At 44.7% G+C, this 18,375-nt stretch carries 16 protein-coding genes; 7 read left to right on the forward strand and 9 right to left on the reverse strand.

Annotated elements, in window-relative coordinates; translation table 11 throughout:
• Positions 1-122 precede the first annotated feature (122 nt).
• Positions 123-332: a hypothetical protein gene (locus ACAY30_RS08355; RefSeq protein ID WP_290250129.1), complete on the forward strand. Its 210-nt coding sequence runs from the start codon at positions 123-125 to the stop codon at positions 330-332.
• A gap of 305 nt (positions 333-637) precedes the next feature.
• Here ACAY30_RS08355 and ACAY30_RS08360 read toward each other — a convergent pair whose 3' ends face one another.
• Both ACAY30_RS08360 and upp read right to left on the reverse strand, forming a co-directional pair.
• Positions 638-1,003, reverse strand: a complete 366-nt coding sequence (locus ACAY30_RS08360; RefSeq protein WP_290250131.1) for a hypothetical protein — start codon at positions 1,001-1,003, stop codon at positions 638-640.
• An 850-nt stretch (positions 1,004-1,853) separates the two neighbouring features.
• Entirely contained in the window at positions 1,854-2,480 is a 627-nt protein-coding gene (gene upp / locus ACAY30_RS08365; RefSeq protein ID WP_290250132.1) for a uracil phosphoribosyltransferase, read from the reverse strand.
• A gap of 382 nt (positions 2,481-2,862) precedes the next feature.
• Here upp and ACAY30_RS08370 point away from each other — a divergent pair, with 382 nt between their 5' ends.
• Positions 2,863-3,264, forward strand: coding sequence for a DUF6524 family protein (locus tag ACAY30_RS08370; RefSeq protein WP_290250133.1), 402 nt, complete (start codon positions 2,863-2,865; stop codon positions 3,262-3,264).
• Between the two features lie 191 nt (positions 3,265-3,455).
• Here ACAY30_RS08370 and ACAY30_RS08375 read toward each other — a convergent pair whose 3' ends face one another.
• Positions 3,456-4,091 carry an MBL fold metallo-hydrolase gene (locus ACAY30_RS08375; RefSeq protein WP_290250134.1) on the reverse strand — a complete coding sequence of 212 codons (636 nt, stop codon included), beginning with the start codon at positions 4,089-4,091 and terminating at the stop codon, positions 3,456-3,458.
• A gap of 221 nt (positions 4,092-4,312) precedes the next feature.
• On the opposite strand from ACAY30_RS08375, the gene ACAY30_RS08380 reads away from it, so the two are divergent.
• On the forward strand, positions 4,313-5,650 hold the full coding sequence (locus ACAY30_RS08380) for a sodium-dependent transporter (protein ID WP_290250135.1): 1,338 nt from the start codon (positions 4,313-4,315) through the stop codon (positions 5,648-5,650).
• Between the two features lie 7 nt (positions 5,651-5,657).
• Here the strand turns inward: ACAY30_RS08380 and ACAY30_RS08385 are convergent, their stop codons facing one another.
• The 3 genes from ACAY30_RS08385 to ACAY30_RS08395 form a co-directional block, all read right to left on the reverse strand.
• Complete coding sequence (locus ACAY30_RS08385; RefSeq protein WP_290250136.1) at positions 5,658-6,983, reverse strand: DNA recombination protein RmuC; 1,326 nt, start codon at positions 6,981-6,983, stop codon at positions 5,658-5,660.
• Between the two features lie 141 nt (positions 6,984-7,124).
• Positions 7,125-9,140: a S9 family peptidase gene (locus ACAY30_RS08390; RefSeq protein ID WP_290250137.1), complete on the reverse strand. Its 2,016-nt coding sequence runs from the start codon at positions 9,138-9,140 to the stop codon at positions 7,125-7,127.
• A 155-nt stretch (positions 9,141-9,295) separates the two neighbouring features.
• Complete coding sequence (locus ACAY30_RS08395) at positions 9,296-10,825, reverse strand: fumarate hydratase (protein ID WP_290250138.1); 1,530 nt, start codon at positions 10,823-10,825, stop codon at positions 9,296-9,298.
• A gap of 262 nt (positions 10,826-11,087) precedes the next feature.
• On the opposite strand from ACAY30_RS08395, the gene pabB reads away from it, so the two are divergent.
• The 4 genes from pabB to ACAY30_RS08415 all read left to right on the forward strand — a co-directional run bounded on the left by pabB (position 11,088) and on the right by ACAY30_RS08415 (position 15,636).
• Positions 11,088-12,485, forward strand: a complete 1,398-nt coding sequence (gene pabB / locus ACAY30_RS08400; protein ID WP_290250139.1) for an aminodeoxychorismate synthase component I — start codon at positions 11,088-11,090, stop codon at positions 12,483-12,485.
• Between the two features lie 108 nt (positions 12,486-12,593).
• A complete protein-coding gene (locus ACAY30_RS08405; protein ID WP_290250140.1) occupies positions 12,594-13,235 on the forward strand; it encodes an outer membrane beta-barrel protein in 642 nt (213 codons plus the stop codon).
• Between the two features lie 337 nt (positions 13,236-13,572).
• A complete protein-coding gene (locus ACAY30_RS08410) occupies positions 13,573-14,142 on the forward strand; it encodes a CoA pyrophosphatase (protein WP_290250141.1) in 570 nt (189 codons plus the stop codon).
• Positions 14,143-14,259: 117 nt separating this feature from the next.
• Complete coding sequence (locus ACAY30_RS08415) at positions 14,260-15,636, forward strand: L-serine ammonia-lyase (RefSeq protein WP_290250142.1); 1,377 nt, start codon at positions 14,260-14,262, stop codon at positions 15,634-15,636.
• 97 nt (positions 15,637-15,733) lie between these two features.
• Here ACAY30_RS08415 and ACAY30_RS08420 read toward each other — a convergent pair whose 3' ends face one another.
• The 3 genes from ACAY30_RS08420 to ACAY30_RS08430 all read right to left on the reverse strand — a co-directional run bounded on the left by ACAY30_RS08420 (position 15,734) and on the right by ACAY30_RS08430 (position 18,175).
• Positions 15,734-16,792: a hypothetical protein gene (locus tag ACAY30_RS08420; protein WP_290250143.1), complete on the reverse strand. Its 1,059-nt coding sequence runs from the start codon at positions 16,790-16,792 to the stop codon at positions 15,734-15,736.
• Between the two features lie 120 nt (positions 16,793-16,912).
• Positions 16,913-17,683, reverse strand: a complete 771-nt coding sequence (locus ACAY30_RS08425; protein ID WP_290250144.1) for a tRNA-uridine aminocarboxypropyltransferase — start codon at positions 17,681-17,683, stop codon at positions 16,913-16,915.
• A gap of 12 nt (positions 17,684-17,695) precedes the next feature.
• A complete protein-coding gene (locus ACAY30_RS08430) occupies positions 17,696-18,175 on the reverse strand; it encodes a YcgN family cysteine cluster protein (RefSeq protein ID WP_371190260.1) in 480 nt (159 codons plus the stop codon).
• Between the last annotated feature and the right edge of the window lie 200 nt (positions 18,176-18,375).

An 18,375-nucleotide genomic window follows, 5' to 3' on the forward strand; every position in this document is an offset into this window, starting at 1 on the left:
GGTCAATCCAGACAGAGCACCAATCGTGGTGTGCCAACTCAAGTCGAGTTGTACGACATGCCAGTGGCTGTCTCAGTCTGAACTCATTTTACGGTTAACATCAAAACTATATGGAGATTACAATGACTGTTAATTCAAAAGTAATAACAACGCTATTAACACCCGATTGCAAGACACAATCCTTACCGATAACTGAACTCAACGAACAGCAATGTATTGATGTGGTTGGCGGTAATACCGACGGTGTCCATGTGGTTAAAGATAGCACCCTTGATACCTCGCAACTCGACGACCTTGGCAAGCTATCACAGGACATGCGAGGCAGAGACTAGCGATTGATAAACGCGAACTGGTTGGCGGTCGTCATCAAATGAGTCATCAATTGTGATACATATTAAAACGCGCGTGCCTTAGCGCGTGTCTTAGATGGTTGAGTCGACAATAGTTGATTTGCGTGTGCTTGATACAGCCGACATCTACCGCCATTCGAAGACCACACAAAAAAGCGCACGGGCACGATTTGCCTATGCGCTTTTTTATATGACACTAACCCTAGCCCACACCAAGTAACCCTTAATGAAAACAATCTAAACCACTTTCACACTAGGCTTGGAGGTGACTTGAAAACTCAGTGACCTTACAACTCGTGAGCGTGATGCAATTGAGGCATATCCAATTCAAAGACCGCTTGCTGCTCAGTTATTAAAAAGCGCCATGATTCAGTAATTTGCTTGTGCTTTTCAATATCTTCGAAGTCGTGATAAGCGTCGAATTCATAGTGCGCTTGCACAACACCTGAGTTTTGTTCTAACTGATCCACGCTAAGCTGTAAACTGTCTAACCTAACCACGGCTTTATCACAAAATTGGTTAGATACACGCGCCAAACGCTCGTGTAATCGACTTTTCTGTAATATTAACTGCTCACAAATCACGTCATTCATGGTGTTTAAACAAGCTCGGTTGTGATCGTTTAAATCGATGTCGATGCGCAGTGTACTCATAACTGTTTCCCCAAGGCAGCGTAATGCTTTATTATCTTTGCTTTAATCGTTCATACGGGTAGCGCTGCAAAAGTTAACATTTTCTAGCGCTGACCACTGAGGGCGATTCTAGCATTGCTAGCGCCACAAATGAAAGCACACATAAAAACTTTCACACACAAATTCACCGCTATTTACTGTCTGCTACCACGGCAGCTGTACACTATTTGATACAACTTAGATATCGTTTCTCTTTGACCGGCAATAAGCCCGCTACGGTGACATGTTGTAACTGTTTGATCTGGCTTAATATCTATAGTTGTACTCGGGTTAAATAACGTCGGCCTAGTGAACTTAGTTCAACACCGATTCATATTGCTAGTTTTTGATCAATGATAGTGGGTTTACTTACCAACTAGCGTTAGGTAGCACTGATACATGTAATGAGCTCGCTAACGCAAGTGTAAACATTTCAGCGAATATTCAGTGTTGCTGTTATTGCCGATGGGGGGCGTTGCGTTTACGAGCTATAAAGTAATAGCATCAAACAACGCCACGGTGACCGTTTCAATCGCAACGAGCGGATTAATTAGGGCGTATTGAACTTTGCAGTTCATTTTTGTAGCGAGTTGTTTGGGATTTATACAAGACAACGACTATAAAGTTTAGTCATCTAAACAAATAGGCGTTAACAACGTAGAAATTTCAAACAAACGCTGCCCGTACGGTTCTGCCTAAATTCTCTCTGCTCTGTAATATCTGACATTTACCTAGATGACTATGCTGCATGACAGCTATTTTGATCAGAAATCATTTAGGTTGAATAAAATTTATAGCTCAAAATATCAACACGCCCTAGCTATTTAATTGGTTACTTAGTACCAAAAATTTTGTCGCCTGCATCACCCAAGCCAGGTAAAATATAACCTGCGTCGTTTAAACAGTCGTCAATAGCTGCGGTGTATAGCGTGACGTCGGGGTGTGCTTTTGCCAATGCATCAATGCCTTCTGGCGCCGCCACCAAGACTAAGGCAATAATATTGGTACAACCGCGCTGTTTGAGTAAATCGATGGTCGCTACCATTGAGCCACCCGTTGCAAGCATTGGATCGATAACTAAGGCTACCCGCTCTTCTATTTCTCCAGCCAGCTTTTCAAAATAAAACACCGGCTCAAGTGTTTGTTCGTCGCGATACATACCAACCACCGAAATACGCGCGTTCGGAATAAGCTTTAATACCCCATCCATCATGCCAAGGCCTGCGCGTAAAATCGGTACGACGGTAACCTTCTTGCCGCGAATTTGATCCACCTCAATCGGACCGTTCCAACTGTCAATTTGGGTTTTCTCTAATGCAAAGTTCTTTGACGCTTCATAGGTAAGTAAGCTGCCTACTTCTGATGCCAACTCTCGAAAATCTCGAGTACTAATACCGGCTTGTCGCATCAGGCCAAGCTTGTGGCGAATGAGCGGGTGATTAACTTCAACAACATTCATAGTTTCAGTTCCTATTTCGCATTAAATATCATTGATTATGGTAGAAAAGCGACGAGGATCAACGCCGTCAGGGCGAAAATTGCAAGTTTTAATACACCATACTACCCACGCTTAGGATAAGTGTAAACGCGAGTAATGAGCATCAATAGGCTCGGTTGCTTAGCGCTAACGCATTAAAAATTATCAACTAAACTTATAACAGCTAGGGCGTGTTGACCTTGATTGGTAATTTTCACAATGAGCTAGTTCTCGCACTCGCCGCACTAGCATTATTGAAAAAGATCATCACGCGTTAGAGCTGTGATAGTAACCACTTATTGCACATGATGAAAAATCACGGCACCTAACCACAATACAGGCTTTAGTAAAAAGAGATCTAATTATGAAAGAAATATCACCACAAGGCTTCAGCATACGCTTTATCTTTGCCCTCTTGTTGGTTCTGTTAACCTACAACCCAACACAGTATTGTTTTATTCGTTGGGTTCAAAGCGCGGGTTTTTCACCGCAAGTGTTACTGGCGGGGGTCGTATTGCTCACCGGTTGGATTATCTATGTGAATGCGACCCTGCGGTCAATGGGGGTGCTTGGCTTAGCCCTTGCTAGTGCCTTTTTTGCTGCCTTAGTATGGTTGTTAGTCGAGTGGGGTGTACTCAGTTTGGAAGAAACCACCGGTATCACCTGGATCGTTTTAGTGATTTTGGCGGCAATATTGGCCTTGGGGATGTCATGGTCCCATATTCGTCGGCGCATGTCTGGGCAAATGGACACCGACGAAATTTAGTTATGTTACCAACATGTGTTGTTCAGGGGACTGATGCTACCTCGGTCTGTCGCCTTGAACACGTACCGTGTTATTGCGCACAACCGATGCATCGCATGTCTGCACGGCTATCACAAGGTGGTATTAATGCCCACGTGAACAGCGTATAACCACTGTAATGCCTTGGCAGCTAGCGCTGATAGCGTTAACGTTTAGTCTCGCACGTATGGGTTGCTGCGACGCTCTTCGCCAAACGTACTCATGGGCCCGTGACCAGGAATAAAGCGCACATCATCACCTAATGGCCATAACTTGTTTTTAATCGAGGCAATTAGCGTTGGGTGATCGCCTTTGGGGAAATCGGTGCGTCCGATAGAGCCTTTAAACAACACATCACCAACTTGCGCCAACTTCGATTGGCGGTGAAAAAAGATAACGTGCCCTGGTGTGTGCCCTGGACAAAAATACACCTCGAATTGCTCATTGCCCAACTCAACAGTATCGCCATCTTCTAACCAACGCGAGCTAGTGAAACTTTCGCTATCGGGAAAGCCAAATTGCTGTATTTGCAGATCAAACATATCAATCCAAAATTTATCTTCGCGGTGAGGCCCTTCAATAGGTATATCTCGAGACGTTGAGATAGCGTGAGCACCACCTGCGTGATCGACGTGAGCGTGAGTCAATAACAACTTAGTTAGGGTAATTCCTAACGCATCCACCTCGCTTAACAAGCGTTCGGTTTCGCCGCCTGGGTCGATAATAGCCCCTTGCATGGTTTGATCACACCAAACAATGGTGGCATTTTGCATAAATGGCGTAACCGGGACAATTTTGTATTGTAACATCGTATCTATACTTCATTGAAAATGACATTACTGGCTATGATAAACAGCCAACCCCTTCGACACCAGTAAAAAAAGCCGCTCAGTTATTGCCTCCACCACAAACGCATAAAATTCAAGCAAGCACGGTAAAAACCTGACAAAATAACAAGTTTTACTTGCTAAAATACGGCAAATTGTGTGTTATGGCTTGGTGCCTTTTAAAAACATCAAAAATGTAGGATATGTCAGTAACAAGAGATTCATTTCATTCTAAACTTGGTTTCATTTTAGCCGCTGCCGGCTCGGCGATTGGTCTTGGCAACGTTTGGGGATTTCCTACCCAAGCGGCAAACAACGGCGGTGGCGCATTTGTGTTTGTTTATTTAATCGTTACCGTTTTATTGGCCATACCCGCCCTATATGCGGAAGTTTACTTGGGTAACCAAGCGCAAAAGAATCCGGTTGCTGCCTTACAGCAAGCCTGTGCTGATGTGTCGTCAAATTTGGGCAAATGGGCTGGACTATTTGGTCTGTTAGGCGCGGTATTAATGCTCAGTTTTTATTCTATTGTGGCTGGGTGGATGCTATCACATGCCTTGGCCCCGATCATGGAGCTCGTCGGTTTTCAGAGTTTGGCAAGCTGGTTGGCAGAGTCAAGCACCGCCCGAAATCTCGCCTTTACCCCCGTGTTTATTTTGTTAAGCGCGTTGATCATTAACCGCGGTGTGCACCAAGGTATTGAGCGCTGGTCTTCGCGATTGATGCCGGTTCTGTTTTTGTTACTGCTTGGTTTAATTGCCTACATTCTACAACAACCTGGCGCCAGTGAAGGCGTAGCAATGTACTTAACGCCTAACTTTGAGCAGGTAAAAGATCCACAGCTGATCATCTCTGCCATGGGACAGGCGTTTTTCTCGCTATCTATTGGCGTTGGCGGAATGATGGTATATGGCTCTTATTTGAAAAAAGATGCCAATTTAGGCAAGTTAGTGCTCTCTATTGGCGCATTAGACACACTGATTGCGTTTTTAGCGGGCCTGCTAATTATTCCGACCTTATTTGTGGCTCAGCACATGGGGCAAGAAGTCTTTCGCGATGGTCAACTTATTGGTGGGCCGCAATTGATTTTTGCCACCCTGCCCGCCCTATTTGAATCAATGGGCCAAATTGGTATTTATGTGTCACTGGTGTTCTTTTCACTGATGTCAATGGCAGCGTTGACCTCGACGATTTCATCAACGGAAGTTCCGGTTGCCTATTTGGTTGAAGACAAGGGCTATTCGCGGACTCGGGCGACGCTACTGGTATCGATTATCGTGTTGTCGGCAAGCATGACGTTAGTGTTTAACTTTGATCCACTTTTTAGCATGGTGATCAATTGGGTGAACTCGTTCCAGCTGCCAATCATGGGCTTGTTTTATTTTATCGTCGTGGGTTGGATGTACAAGCGAGGCAATCAACTTGCCGATAAACAATTGCTACAACAAAAGCCGTGGTTGAAATTTTGGGCAAACTACTTGCGTTTTGTTTGCCCCTTATTGCTTTCGGTAGTGTTTATTAACGTCATTAGCAACAGCTAACCCCCTATTAGCGCACCAACGTCTGCTCAAACACCCGAGCAGGCTTGGTGTCATCATCACCTTGTGACAAGTCAACCTGCTCAATTTTTTCAAACCGACTGCTGATTTTATTCGCTGATGTATGAATTTTTTTAACGTCGTTAGCGGCTTGATCAATATGTCTGGCGAGATGATCAAAGCGCTCTTTAAAGCGATTAAAATCTGTACCTAGCATGTGTAAGTGCTCTTGGATTATATGAACCTGTTGACGCGTCGCCTCGTCTTTCAGCACACTGCGCACGGTGGTAAGTACCGCCATTAACGTGGTTGGCGAAGTTAACCAAACCCGCGAGCGGTATGCCAGTTCAACAAGCTCAGGGAAATGGGCGTGAATTTCGGCAAAAATCGCCTCCGCCGGTAAAAACATAATGGCTCCATCAGCGGTTTCTTTATCTAAGATATACTTACTGCTGATGTCATTAATGTGTTTCTTGATATCTTGTTTAAATTGATTCTGGTAATTTTTCCGCTCGACATCACTTATTCCCACTTCGGTCATTTTGCGATAGCTTTCTAACGGAAATTTCGAGTCAATAACGATATTACCGGTCGGTTGCGGTAAAAATAATATGCAATCGGCGATCTTGGCATTGGATAAGGTATATTGCAGGGCAAAGTGTTTTTCGGGCAGTACATTGCGAATTAGCGCATTGAGTTGAACTTCACCAAATGCGCCGCGAGAGCGTTTATCCGACAGCACTTCTTGCAAACTGACCACGTTACTAGACAGTTCGGTTATTTTGCGCTGAGCATCGTCAATAATCGCTAAACGCTTGACGATGTCGTTAAATGTTTTCGTGGTTTTATCAAAGCCTTCTGAAAGGCGCTTTTCAACACCTGCGGAGATCTCCTGTAGGCGTTTATCGGTGTTTTGGGTTAATTCGTTCATCCGCTTGGCCAAAACTTCGCCGTTGGCTTGCATCGCTCGACTCAACTCTTCGCGGTTTTGCGCGGTAGTGCTCTGCAAATGCCCAACCAACTGATTTATCGCCTCGATTTGATTCTTATTAAACTGCTGTTTGTGCTCGGCCAATTGCTCGGTCAACGACAATCGAAGTTGCGCGAGTTGTTGTTGTGTGGCGTTGATAAAGTTGTTTTGTAATTGACTTTGTTGTTGACTAATTTTATCAATGTGAGCAATTTTTTCTGCCATTACCGCGTTGTCACGGCTGTCGTGTTGCGCTTGGGTTTTCAGTTGTTTTAATTGGTTGATAACAAACAGGGTTAAGCCGATCAGTAAAAGTATCAGCGTCGCTACCACAATGGGCAGTAATAACGGGTTATCCAAACTCATAAGGTCTTCTTGATTTTTTATACTGGTTATATGTACAGTCATTAAATCACAGATAGCCCCTATTGCAAAGCGTTAAAAAAAATCTCGTCGCTGAATATCAGCAACGAGATTTTTTAATCAATGTATATGGTCAAGCGACGTTTACTTGAGGTATTTTTTCATCCAAGCAAACACTTCGCGATACCATTCTTTTAAGTTATCGGGGTTGCGAATGTGGTGATCTTCATCGGGGAACATCACTAAGCGTGAATCGATACCCTTGCGTTGCAATACCGTAAACGCAGCCAGCGACTGACTGTAAGGCACGCGGTAATCCAGTTCACCTTGAATAACCAACATCGGCATAGTCCAGTTATCGACATGGGCTGAAGGATCAAACTTGTCGTAATTTTGTTTAAATTGCCAATAAGGCCCTGAGAAATCGTGCTCTGGGAACCACAGCTCTTCAGTGGTGTGGTAAAAGCTCTTCATATCAAACAGACCTGCATGGTTAACGATACAGTTGAAACCGTCTGACCAGTTACCCATGATCCAATTCATCATATAACCGCCATACGACGCCCCTAGCGCACAGGCGTTATCAGCGTCCAACCAAGGCTGTTGCTTGCTGATGTAAGCCATACCCTTTTGCAGATCAACCAGGGGTTTGCCTCCCCAATCACCACTTATTGAGTCGGTAAACTGTTGACCATAACCGGTTGAACCGTGAAAATCTATCATCACCACGCCGTAACCCTGTGCTGCCCATAACTGCGCATTCCAACGATAGTGGAACATATTGCCAAAACTACCTTGCGGGCCACCGTGTACTAGAAAAGCAATGGGGTATTTTTGACCTTGTTTAAAGTTGGCCGGCTTTACCCAATAACCATGAACATCTTCGTTGTTCCAGCCTTTAAATTTGAATTGTTCAAATGCCCCCATGTCGACATTGGCTAGCTCTTGTTTGTTTACCTGTGTTAATTGCTGAAGGCCAAAACCATCTTTTGAAATAACGTATACATCGGCGGGGCTGGCTAAGTTATGGCGAGTAAAGTACACCTTGTCACCATTGATAGACACATCTGCGGCATAGCCATCATTAAAGATGGTGTTGACATCACCGAAGGCGAGATCGATTTCAAAAATTGATTTTTGACCAACATCTTGGGCCACCGCAATCACCGAGCGATTGTCGTGATCAAATTGGAAGCTGGCAATCGAACGATCCCACAACGGTGCAACTTGTTTGACATCGCCGGTTTGTAGGTCTTTGATCGTTAGCGTGTACTTGTCCGATTCATACACTGGTGTTTTCATCGCTTTCCAAGCCAAATACTTGCCGTCTGATGAGTACACCGGCATCGCATCCCAGGCGGTGTTTTGTTCGGTAATATTGGTGATGTTATTGTTCGCCAACTCTACTTCAAAAATATCCCAATTGGTTGACCAAGCATGGTCAACACCCGGTGTTTTTGCAGAAAATGCTAACTTTTTACCATCGACGCTGAACGCAACTTGCGTCATACCAGCAAAATCAGTGTCCCAATCAGTCATGATGTCTTTGGCGTTAGTCGTCACCTGATCAACATCGATAGCACCGACAAAGATATGCTGGTTAAAACCATCAAGCCATGCATCCCAATGACGCACCATTAATTTGTCGTAGGCGCGAGTGTTGTGTTTTTTACTTTGCTCTTCGGCCATCGCTTGCTGGGTACAGGCAAAGCTGTCACAGCCGGGCTTGACCGTAAATGCAAAGGCTGCTTGGTCTTGTTGATGATTGAGTTTGTAGCCTTCAACCGGCAATGGAAAGTTGGTTATTTGGCGTGCTTCGCCACCGGTTAGTGGTAAATACCACAACTGCGAGTTACCACTGCGCGACGATAAAAAGTATAAACCAGTGCCCTTGTTGTCCCATGTTACCGAATGCTCAGTACTGGCGTGTGAGGTTAACTGCACCACATCACCGCTTGCAATATCGCGTTTGTACAACTGGCTTTGACCGGTTTGGCCGTTTTTGATGCCGTATACTAAGCTGTCGCCATTGGGAGAAATAACCACATCGTGCAGTTGATTTAGGGTATTTAACTTATCAACCGTTAATATATCTGCTTGTACCTGCGTTGCACTTATTAGCAACGACGCTAAAAGCGTTGTTTTAAGTAATTTTTTCATTGTCTAATCAGTTAGTGTGTTAAACGAGACCAGCATTAAAATGTTGTTTTATTAGTTGAACTGCCAGCCGAGATACTTTCTATTGGTATAAAGAATGTGTACCGTAGTTGCATAAAACAAAACGTGCCCACGGGCACGTTTTGTTTTAATGTAGGTTAACCTTTTAAAGCACTGTCAAGCTCTTCAATTTTTGCTTGCCAAATCGCTGGACCGGTAACATGAGCTGATTCACCAGCACTGTCAACCGCCACGGTCACTGGCATATCTTCAACCTCGAATTCGTAGATTGCTTCCATACCAAGCTCTTCAAATGCCACCACTCGTGATTTCTTAATGGCTTTTGACACTAGGTATGCCGCGCCACCAACAGCCATTAAATACACTGATTTGTGGTTTTTGATACTCTCTACTGTTGCCGCGCCACGCTCTGCTTTACCAATGGTACCAAGTAAACCGGTTTCAGCGAGCATCATCTCGGTAAACTTATCCATACGCGTTGCAGTTGTCGGTCCTGCAGGACCAACGACTTCATCACCAACGGCATCGACAGGGCCGACGTAGTAAATAAACTTGTTGGTAAAATCGACACCGTCAGGTAAACCTTCACCGGATTCGAGTAATTGCTGAATGCGTTTATGGGCCGCGTCGCGACCAGTTAAAATCTTACCCGATAACAATACTGTTTCACCGGTTTTCCACGTGGCAATATCGGCTTTGGTTAAGGTATCAACATTAACGCGGCGAACGTTATCACCAACTTCCCAAGTTACTTCTGGCCACTCTTCTAATTTTGGTGGCTGTAAATTTGCCGGGCCAGAGCCGTCTAGGAAAAAGTGTACATGACGAGTAGCCGCACAGTTTGGGATCATCACGACAGGTTTTGACGCTGCGTGAGTTGGTACCGACTTAATCTTAACGTCGGCCACGGTAGTTAAACCGCCCAAGCCTTGAGCGCCAATACCTAACTTATTGACGCGCTCAAAGATTTCAAGTCGTAACTCTTCTTCCGCAGTTTGTGGACCGCGATCTATCAGCTCTTGAATATCCACTGGATCCATCAAACTTTCTTTGGCTAGTACGCCTGCTTTTTCAGCCGTACCGCCAATGCCTATGCCCAACATACCCGGTGGACACCAACCTGCGCCCATAGTCGGTAAGGTTTTAACAATCCAATCAGCTATTGAATCGCTTGGGTTAAGCATTGCCATTTTGGTTTTATTTTCAGAACCACCGCCTTTTGCGGCGATCATAATTTCAATTTTATCCCCAGCAACCATATCAATGTGAACAACCGATGGCGTGTTGTCTTTGGTATTGGTGCGTTGACCGGCCGGATCGGCGACAATTGACGCGCGTAACGGGTTATCTGGGTTGGTGTACGCACGACGCGTTCCTTCATCAACCATTTGTTGTACCGTTAAATCGGTTTTATCCCATTTAACATCCATACCGATTTTAACAAAACAAGTCACAATCCCAGTATCTTGGCAGATTGGACGCTTGCCGGTGGCAGACATACGTGAGTTGATAAGAATTTGTGCAATAGCGTCTTTAGCTGCTTGGCTTTGCTCTTTGTGATAAGCCTTTTCCAAAGCTTGAATGTAATCTAAAGGATGGTAATACGAAATGTATTGCAACGCATCTTCAATGCTATCGATAAAATCTTGCTGTTTAATTACCGTCATAGTTTTCTCGTTTTTCTTGATTTCTCGATGTGCTAACAAGGCAGAGGCTATTGTCGTGCATATGACCTCAATGTACAGTCCACAGATCGAGTGGTTATCTGTCTTTGACGTAAACGCCAAAGACGCAAAAGGGAGTCATTATATAAAGTGTAGCTATGATACCCCTGCCACACCTTTATCTCAATAACACATTGATCAAATAGCCGATAACTCTGCTACAATAGCGACCAGAAAAGGTCAACATGTTGAATTAACCACTACCGTGAACCAGCAACTACGCACTACTTACCAAATTCAAACCCTAAATTTTGCCGATCACATTGCCATCAGTGACATTGCTAATGCATTTTCGAAAACGCCATGGAGCGTTTGGCTCGACTCCGGTGACAGCGATCACCAAGACAGTCGCTTTGATATTTTGGTGTTCGCTCCATTAGTCACCATAACCACCACTGGTGACACTACCGTTATAAGCGATTTACGCGATGGCAGTGAATACACCAGTGATGACGATCCGTTAACCTTAGTTGAGCAGCAGCTCAACGAGGTATTTTCAAACCGCACTAACGAACACCCATCATTACCGTTTGTCGGTGGTGCTGTCGGTTACTTTGGTTACGACTTAGGGCGACGTTTTGAAACGCTGCCAACTGACGCCAAAGCGGATATTAACTTACCCGACATGGCTGTTGGCATTTATGGCAATGCCGTAATTTACGATCGCCAACACAACGTATATGAATTGGTGTCGTGGGATGATGACATCGAACACGTGGCACAACAACTTTATACCCAGATCGCCCAACACGGTACAGCCGCACTAGCCGATTTCAGTTTGACCTCAGATTGGCAAGCCAACATGAGTAGTGAGCAATATCGGCAAAAATTTGCCCGAGTTCAAGATTACTTGCGCTCCGGAGACTGTTATCAAATAAACCTCGCTCAGCGTTTTAGTGCCAATTACCAAGGAGATGAGTTCACCGCGTATAACAAGTTAAGGGAACACAACAAAGCGCCGTTTTCCGCCTTTATGCGACTTACACAGGGTGCGGTATTAAGTGTTTCGCCAGAGCGTTTTTTACAAGTGAGTCATCAACGGGTAGAAACCAAGCCGATTAAGGGCACTCGCCCTCGCTCAACGATAGCCGATATTGATGCGGCCAATGCGCGAGAACTGCAAAGTGCCGATAAAGATCGAGCGGAAAACCTAATGATAGTGGACTTACTGCGCAATGATATTTCTAAGGCCTGTCTCGCCGGCACGGTAAAAGTGCCCAGTTTATTTGCCATAGAAAGTTTTCCAGCGGTGCATCATTTGGTCAGTACGGTTGAAGGCATGCTCTGCCCAACCAAAAGTGCCAGCGATTTATTGCGCGGTGCCTTTCCCGGAGGCTCGATAACCGGAGCCCCTAAGATTCGGGCTATGGAGATCATCGAAGAGTTAGAACCACATCGTCGGAGTGTCTATTGCGGTTCGATAGGCTATTTGTCAGCCTGTGGCAAAATGGATACTTCGATAACCATCCGCACCTTGATTTGTGAAAACAACCGCATTCACTGTTGGGCCGGTGGTGGTTTGGTTGCCGATTCAAAAGTAGACAGCGAGTACCAAGAAACATTTGATAAGGTCGCCAAAATTTTGCCTATTTTAAAAACTTAGCCAACAAAGAGCGTGCGTATTGAATTGCTTTCCTACACATAAAGTGCTAGAGTCACACGTCGCAAAAGCCCGAAAGACTTTGATTTTATTGAAAAAAGGAATTTAGTAGTGAAAGGAAAAATAAAAATATTAGCTGCACTTTGTCTCAGCACATCGTCGGTTGCTCACGCTGAGTCAGTTGATGCTGATAATACCATGTACGTAGGAGGCTTTATTGGTCAAGCAACGTATGACCTGGCTTCAAATGATTTTGGCGTCGATAGTTTTGACGATTCAGACACTTCATTTAAATTGATTGGTGGATACCAGATTAATGCCTATATATCCATAGAAGGTGGTTATACCAACTTGGGCGAGTTGACCTTTTCCTTGTCTGAAAGTGTCGGTCTTGAAGTTATCGGTGGTGGAACGTTTGACACACTCATAGATGGTTCTGTTGAAGTTGATGGATTAATTATTAATGTTGTTGGATCCTATCCCGTTGCTGAGCAAGTTTCAATTTACGCTAAAGTTGGCATGTTCAGTTGGGATTCTCAATTAGAAAGTTACATGGAGTTTAATTCCAGCGACCCACAAATCCCAAGCGAAAGTTTCTCTGTATCGGAATCAGAAGATGGCTCAGATGTATTTTATGGTCTTGGTTTGACTTATCACTGGAATGACATCTCTTTCCGCGCTGAATATGAGCTATTTGAAAGTGACAGCGATCAAATTGACGTATTCAGTATTGGCGCTGTTTATAATTTTTAAATGACACTGGTTACTCAAAAATAATTAAGGCAGTCAAAAAGCTGCCTTGTTATGTGCCTTGTTATGGTTAGCTTTGCTAACTTTCCCCCCTTAATAACGTTCATTTAGTTGTTTTCATTCTGAAAAATATCGCGTAATTCACTTATAAAATGCTAAAAATTAAACAATATACTCTTATCTACAATTAACGCGACTAAAGCCTTGCAAATAAAAGTCAGTGCCGTTGAAAATCGTTCCTAGGGTATGTTGCCCCCTAATATGGCCAAGGCGTTGCGCAATGACGAACGCATTGTTTGTTGATATGCTATGAATGGGTATGCGCAAAATAAGGTTATCAATGAACAAACAGCAGTTTATCCAGCGTTTTAACTACCAACGCCTGACAAAAATAAATGATGCCTATCACCATCACGGGCAGCTGCGCCAAGCAAGTGTGCTTATTGCATTAGTTGAACACAACAATGGTCTTGAAGTCGTATTGACTAAACGCGCCGCGCATTTAAAGCATCATCCTGGACAAATCAGTTTCCCTGGCGGTAAAGTCGAACAGTCAGACAGCAGTTTATTAGCTGCGGCCTTGCGTGAAGCGCACGAAGAAATTGGCCTACAACCTGGCGATGTACAAATTGTTGGTCAGTTAAAACCACATCACGTCATAACCGGCTATCAAATCACGCCATTTATCGGCTTTATTAACCCTGAGTACCCATTTATCATCGACACAAACGAAGTCGCGGAAATATTTGTCGTTCCGTTTGAGCATTTCATTAATGAAGGTAATCATCTGTCATTTACGGTCGAACGTCGTGGTACCCGCCACAATATCCACTTTATGCCTTATATGCACTACAATATTTGGGGGGCGACTGCGGCAATAATCAAAGATTTGGTACAACATTTAAAATAAGTCACTCTTCGCAATTTACCCTATGATAATTTGGATAAATACGCTAATATCCGAACAAAATTTCAAAATAAAACTAAATGTAAAATTTAGTAACAAACAAAGGTTGCAAATTTCAACATGATCAGTGTATTTGATATGTTCTCGATAGGTATTGGCCCGTCGAGTTCACATACGGTAGGTCCGATGCGCGCAGCGAATCGCTTTATTGACTCATTAAAGCAGGAACAACTGTTTAGTCGTGTCAGTCGTGTTAAAGTCGAACTGTTTGGCTCATTAGGCCAAACCGGTATTGGCCACGGCACAGGTAAAGCGTGTATTTTAGGGCTTCACGGCGAAACCCCTGAAGACGTTGCGGTTGAAGACATAGACAAGATTCTCGAGAACACGGTTAACAGCCAGTCGATCCGCCTCAATCAAGAGCACACCATCGATTTTCCCAAAGATAAATCTATTATTTATCATCGTCGCAAAACCCTGCCCGCTCACGCCAATGCAATGACCATCTTTGCCTTTGACGGTGACGATGTCATTTTGGAAAAGACGTATTACTCCATTGGTGGAGGCTTTATTGTTGAAGACAGCGAATTTGAGCGCGAAAAAAACAAGGCGCTGTCGCTGCATAACAACGTAGAAAGACCATATCGCTTTACTAGCGCTGACGAGCTGTTGGCGCTGTGTGAAGAAAGTGGCTTGAGTATATCCTCGGTGATGATGGCCAACGAAAAGTGTTTGAATGACGAGCAATATATCCGCGATGAGCTACTCAAGATTTGGCAGTGTATGTACGCCTGTGTTGAGCGCGGCATTAAAACCGAAGGTATCTTACCCGGCGGTTTAAATGTCAAGCGAAGAGCGCCAAACTTATATCGCTTGTTGACGGTAGAAAAAGACATAGATCCCCTAAACGCGATGGATTGGGTCAACTTATTTGCCTTGGCCGTCAACGAAGAAAACGCGGCAGGCTCACAAGTGGTAACGGCACCAACCAACGGCGCTGCCGGTATCCTGCCTGCGGTATTGTGTTACTTCAATAAATTTGTCAGACCTGTTACCGACGACGACTGCATTCGCTACCTGCTAACCGCGGCGGCCATTGGTATTTTATACAAAACTAATGCCTCGATATCTGGCGCTGAAGTTGGTTGTCAAGGCGAGGTAGGTGTCGCCTGCTCTATGGCCGCTGGCGCGTTAACTGAGATTATGGGAGGTAGTCCCAAGCAAGTTGAAAACGCGGCAGAAATCGGTATGGAACACAACTTAGGCCTAACCTGTGATCCGGTGGGGGGCTTGGTTCAAGTTCCGTGTATCGAGCGCAATGCGATGGGCGCAGTTAAAGCGATTAATGCCTCGCGATTAGCCATGCGCGGCACCGGTACGCAAAAGGTGTCTCTTGATAAAGTGATCAAAACCATGTGGGATACTGGCCAAGACATGAAAACCAAATACAAAGAAACGTCTCGCGGTGGTTTAGCTGTTAACATCATTGAATGTTGACGAATGTGAGCTCATCGATACGCAAAAATTGATCGACATATGACGTTAAAAAGCGAGGCGACACAACCGTGTTGCCTCGCTTTTTTGATCTGCTCGTTTACTGGTTATCTTTAACCGAACACACAAACGCCAGTTTACTGGCGTCTTGGCTCATTACCATGCGCGTAATATGACCAGAGCAATATTGACTAAAATCAGCAAACTGTTGCCACTGAGTATCGCTTGCTGGCACTGTTTCTACTTGCCAATTGGCGTTGATCATCACCTTGGCGCCGTCAGCCGATAACAGACTCCCATTCGGGTGCCAGGCGTAATACATGTTTGCACCAGGTAACACGGTGTGCTTTGATACCGATTTAAGGTCTCGATGATAGACTTTGAGTTGCCACTGTCCGTCAACAGCTTTGGTATAGCTGAATCGGTCATCAAGCGCATCGCCAACCGCTACTTTGCGCAGTGTTCGACCGATGTCGGTATCTATTAACGCAGTTTCACCAGAGCTGACACGGGCGCGTTTTAACTGCATTTTTTCACCGAGGACAAACAACAATAATTCATCGTTATTAAGCCACGTGTGATAGCCAACATCATATGTGTCGCCAAGTAATACCTCGCCCGATACTGGTTTACCTTGGCGGTTGCTTGAATTCGACGACGGTGCGCTATGCTCATCAGTGCCATAGGCAAATCGGTACATCAATTGGCGGCCATCTTCGGCTACTCGAATCACCGACACGTGATCGCCATCAGGGGTTATTGTCGGTGAATATTCGCTTTGTACAGAATTGGTTAAATTGACTAATGTGCCCTGCTCAATATCATAGCGCATACTGTCTGTTTGACGTTTTGGAGCAGAGCTGTCGCCATCTGCGTGTACATCGGTAGCTAGGTCATACATCGCCGTATACAATAAGACGGTGTCATTCTCGGCAAAGTGTGGCTGATTGTCATATCCGTCTCTATCACTGACATTCACCACGGTGATAATGTCGTTATTACTAAGCGTTGCCAAATAAACATCGTCATCGTAAGCGCTACTAATACTCGTGTTAAACGCCAATGCAACGCCGCCGAACACCCTCATCAACTGGCCGTTACTCACACCTGTCTTTAACCGACGTATCGATAAAGCTAAGAACATATTCTGTAAACCCACACTCGTCTCCTTTTGCCCTATTCGTTGCTTGTTTTTACTCGTTATTCTCCACCCCTATACCGCTCACTGTCACCAACTTTAGCAGTGATGTCAAGCACCTATAGACAACAGCAGGCAATGTCATGGTTGCGGATAATGAGACTTTATAAACGTTTGATAACGAGCTACAGACAGAGGATCGGCTAAATTGCTTTGTTTTACCCCCTGTTGATATTGATAGGTAAAAACATCAAACCACAAGTGCAAATGTTGGCTCGCTTTGTTGTCGCCGAATAATTGCAATACGTATGCTGCCACCTCAGCGGTCGCTAGCTGTCCTTCAATGACCGCTTTGCGCACTTGATAGCGAGAGCCGTTTACTGAGGGACCTTGTTGCTGTGATAATTGTTGCTCGCCTAAGCTCAAGCTGATTATTGGCAGTTTGTGTAAATACGGGCTTTTGCGGTAAATTTTACGCGCTTGTCGCCATGTAGCATCGATAAAAATCAACAACGGGATTTTGCCACAAGTGCTCGGGACACTGCGTTCGTAAACCGTTTGTTCAGGTAACGCATAAGCTTTGGGGAACACCACATACGGCTGGTAATCATCACTGTTTAACAATCGCTCTAGCTCTGGGTCGATGTCTTGACGCCGCCATAAAAAGGCATGCGTTTGTTCTATCACATCGGCAATTAAACGACCGGTATTGCTTGGTTTTAGCACCTCGTCATCGTACATAATTAACGCTGTTGCCAGTTGACTATCACTCACTTGCCTGAGCGAGCAAATACAGTGCTCTCGATGTAAGCGACACGTCGGACAGCGAGGCACTTTTGCACCTCTGGCGCGAAACTCGCGAGTGCTTATTGACTTGCGATATTGATAGAGACGATTTACAGCATGACTCATGGTATTATTTTGCTAATCTATGTCGTCAACCGGCCAGCTGACGATATATTGTTGATACTCTTCCAAGTCGACTTCATCGTCTTTAATGACCTTACCTCGTACACTCATACCCGCTTGGTGCATCGCCGACTTTTTGCCCTTGTGCAGCAATGGATGCCAAGACGGCAAGCCTCGACCCTCGTGCAAGCGTCGATAAGCACAACTTTGTGGCATGAAAAATATGTCGGCTAAGTTCTGCTGTGTTAACTTTACGCAGTCAGGCACCAAGCGCGTGCGTTCGCTATAGCGGGTACACTGACAGGTTTTATCGTTAAGCAGATAGCACACCACATTGGTGTACAACATTTCCTCGCCTTCGCGAATATAATCGGTGGGTTTTTGTACGCCCTCGTCGATCAGCTCGACATCATCATCAACTTCTTCTTCAATAACTTTGTGAAGACAACATTTTCCACAACCATCGCAAAGCGACTCCCACTCTTGTTCGCTCATTTGCGCTAGGGTTTTGTGGAGCCAGAATTCTGATTCGGCAAGTTTTACGCTCGCATCATTCGCTTTTTTCTGTGGACGCTTGTTTGATTTTTTGCTCATAGGAGTGCTTGATTCTATCAATCATATACTAGAAGTGTACGTCATAACCGTGCGCTAGGCACAATTATGACGTAGCTTTTAAATGGCCAATCAGACGCTAT

Origin of the sequence: Thalassotalea ponticola (assembly GCF_041379045.1) — a bacterium.
Classification (GTDB): Bacteria; Pseudomonadota; Gammaproteobacteria; order Enterobacterales; family Alteromonadaceae; genus Thalassotalea_A; species Thalassotalea_A ponticola.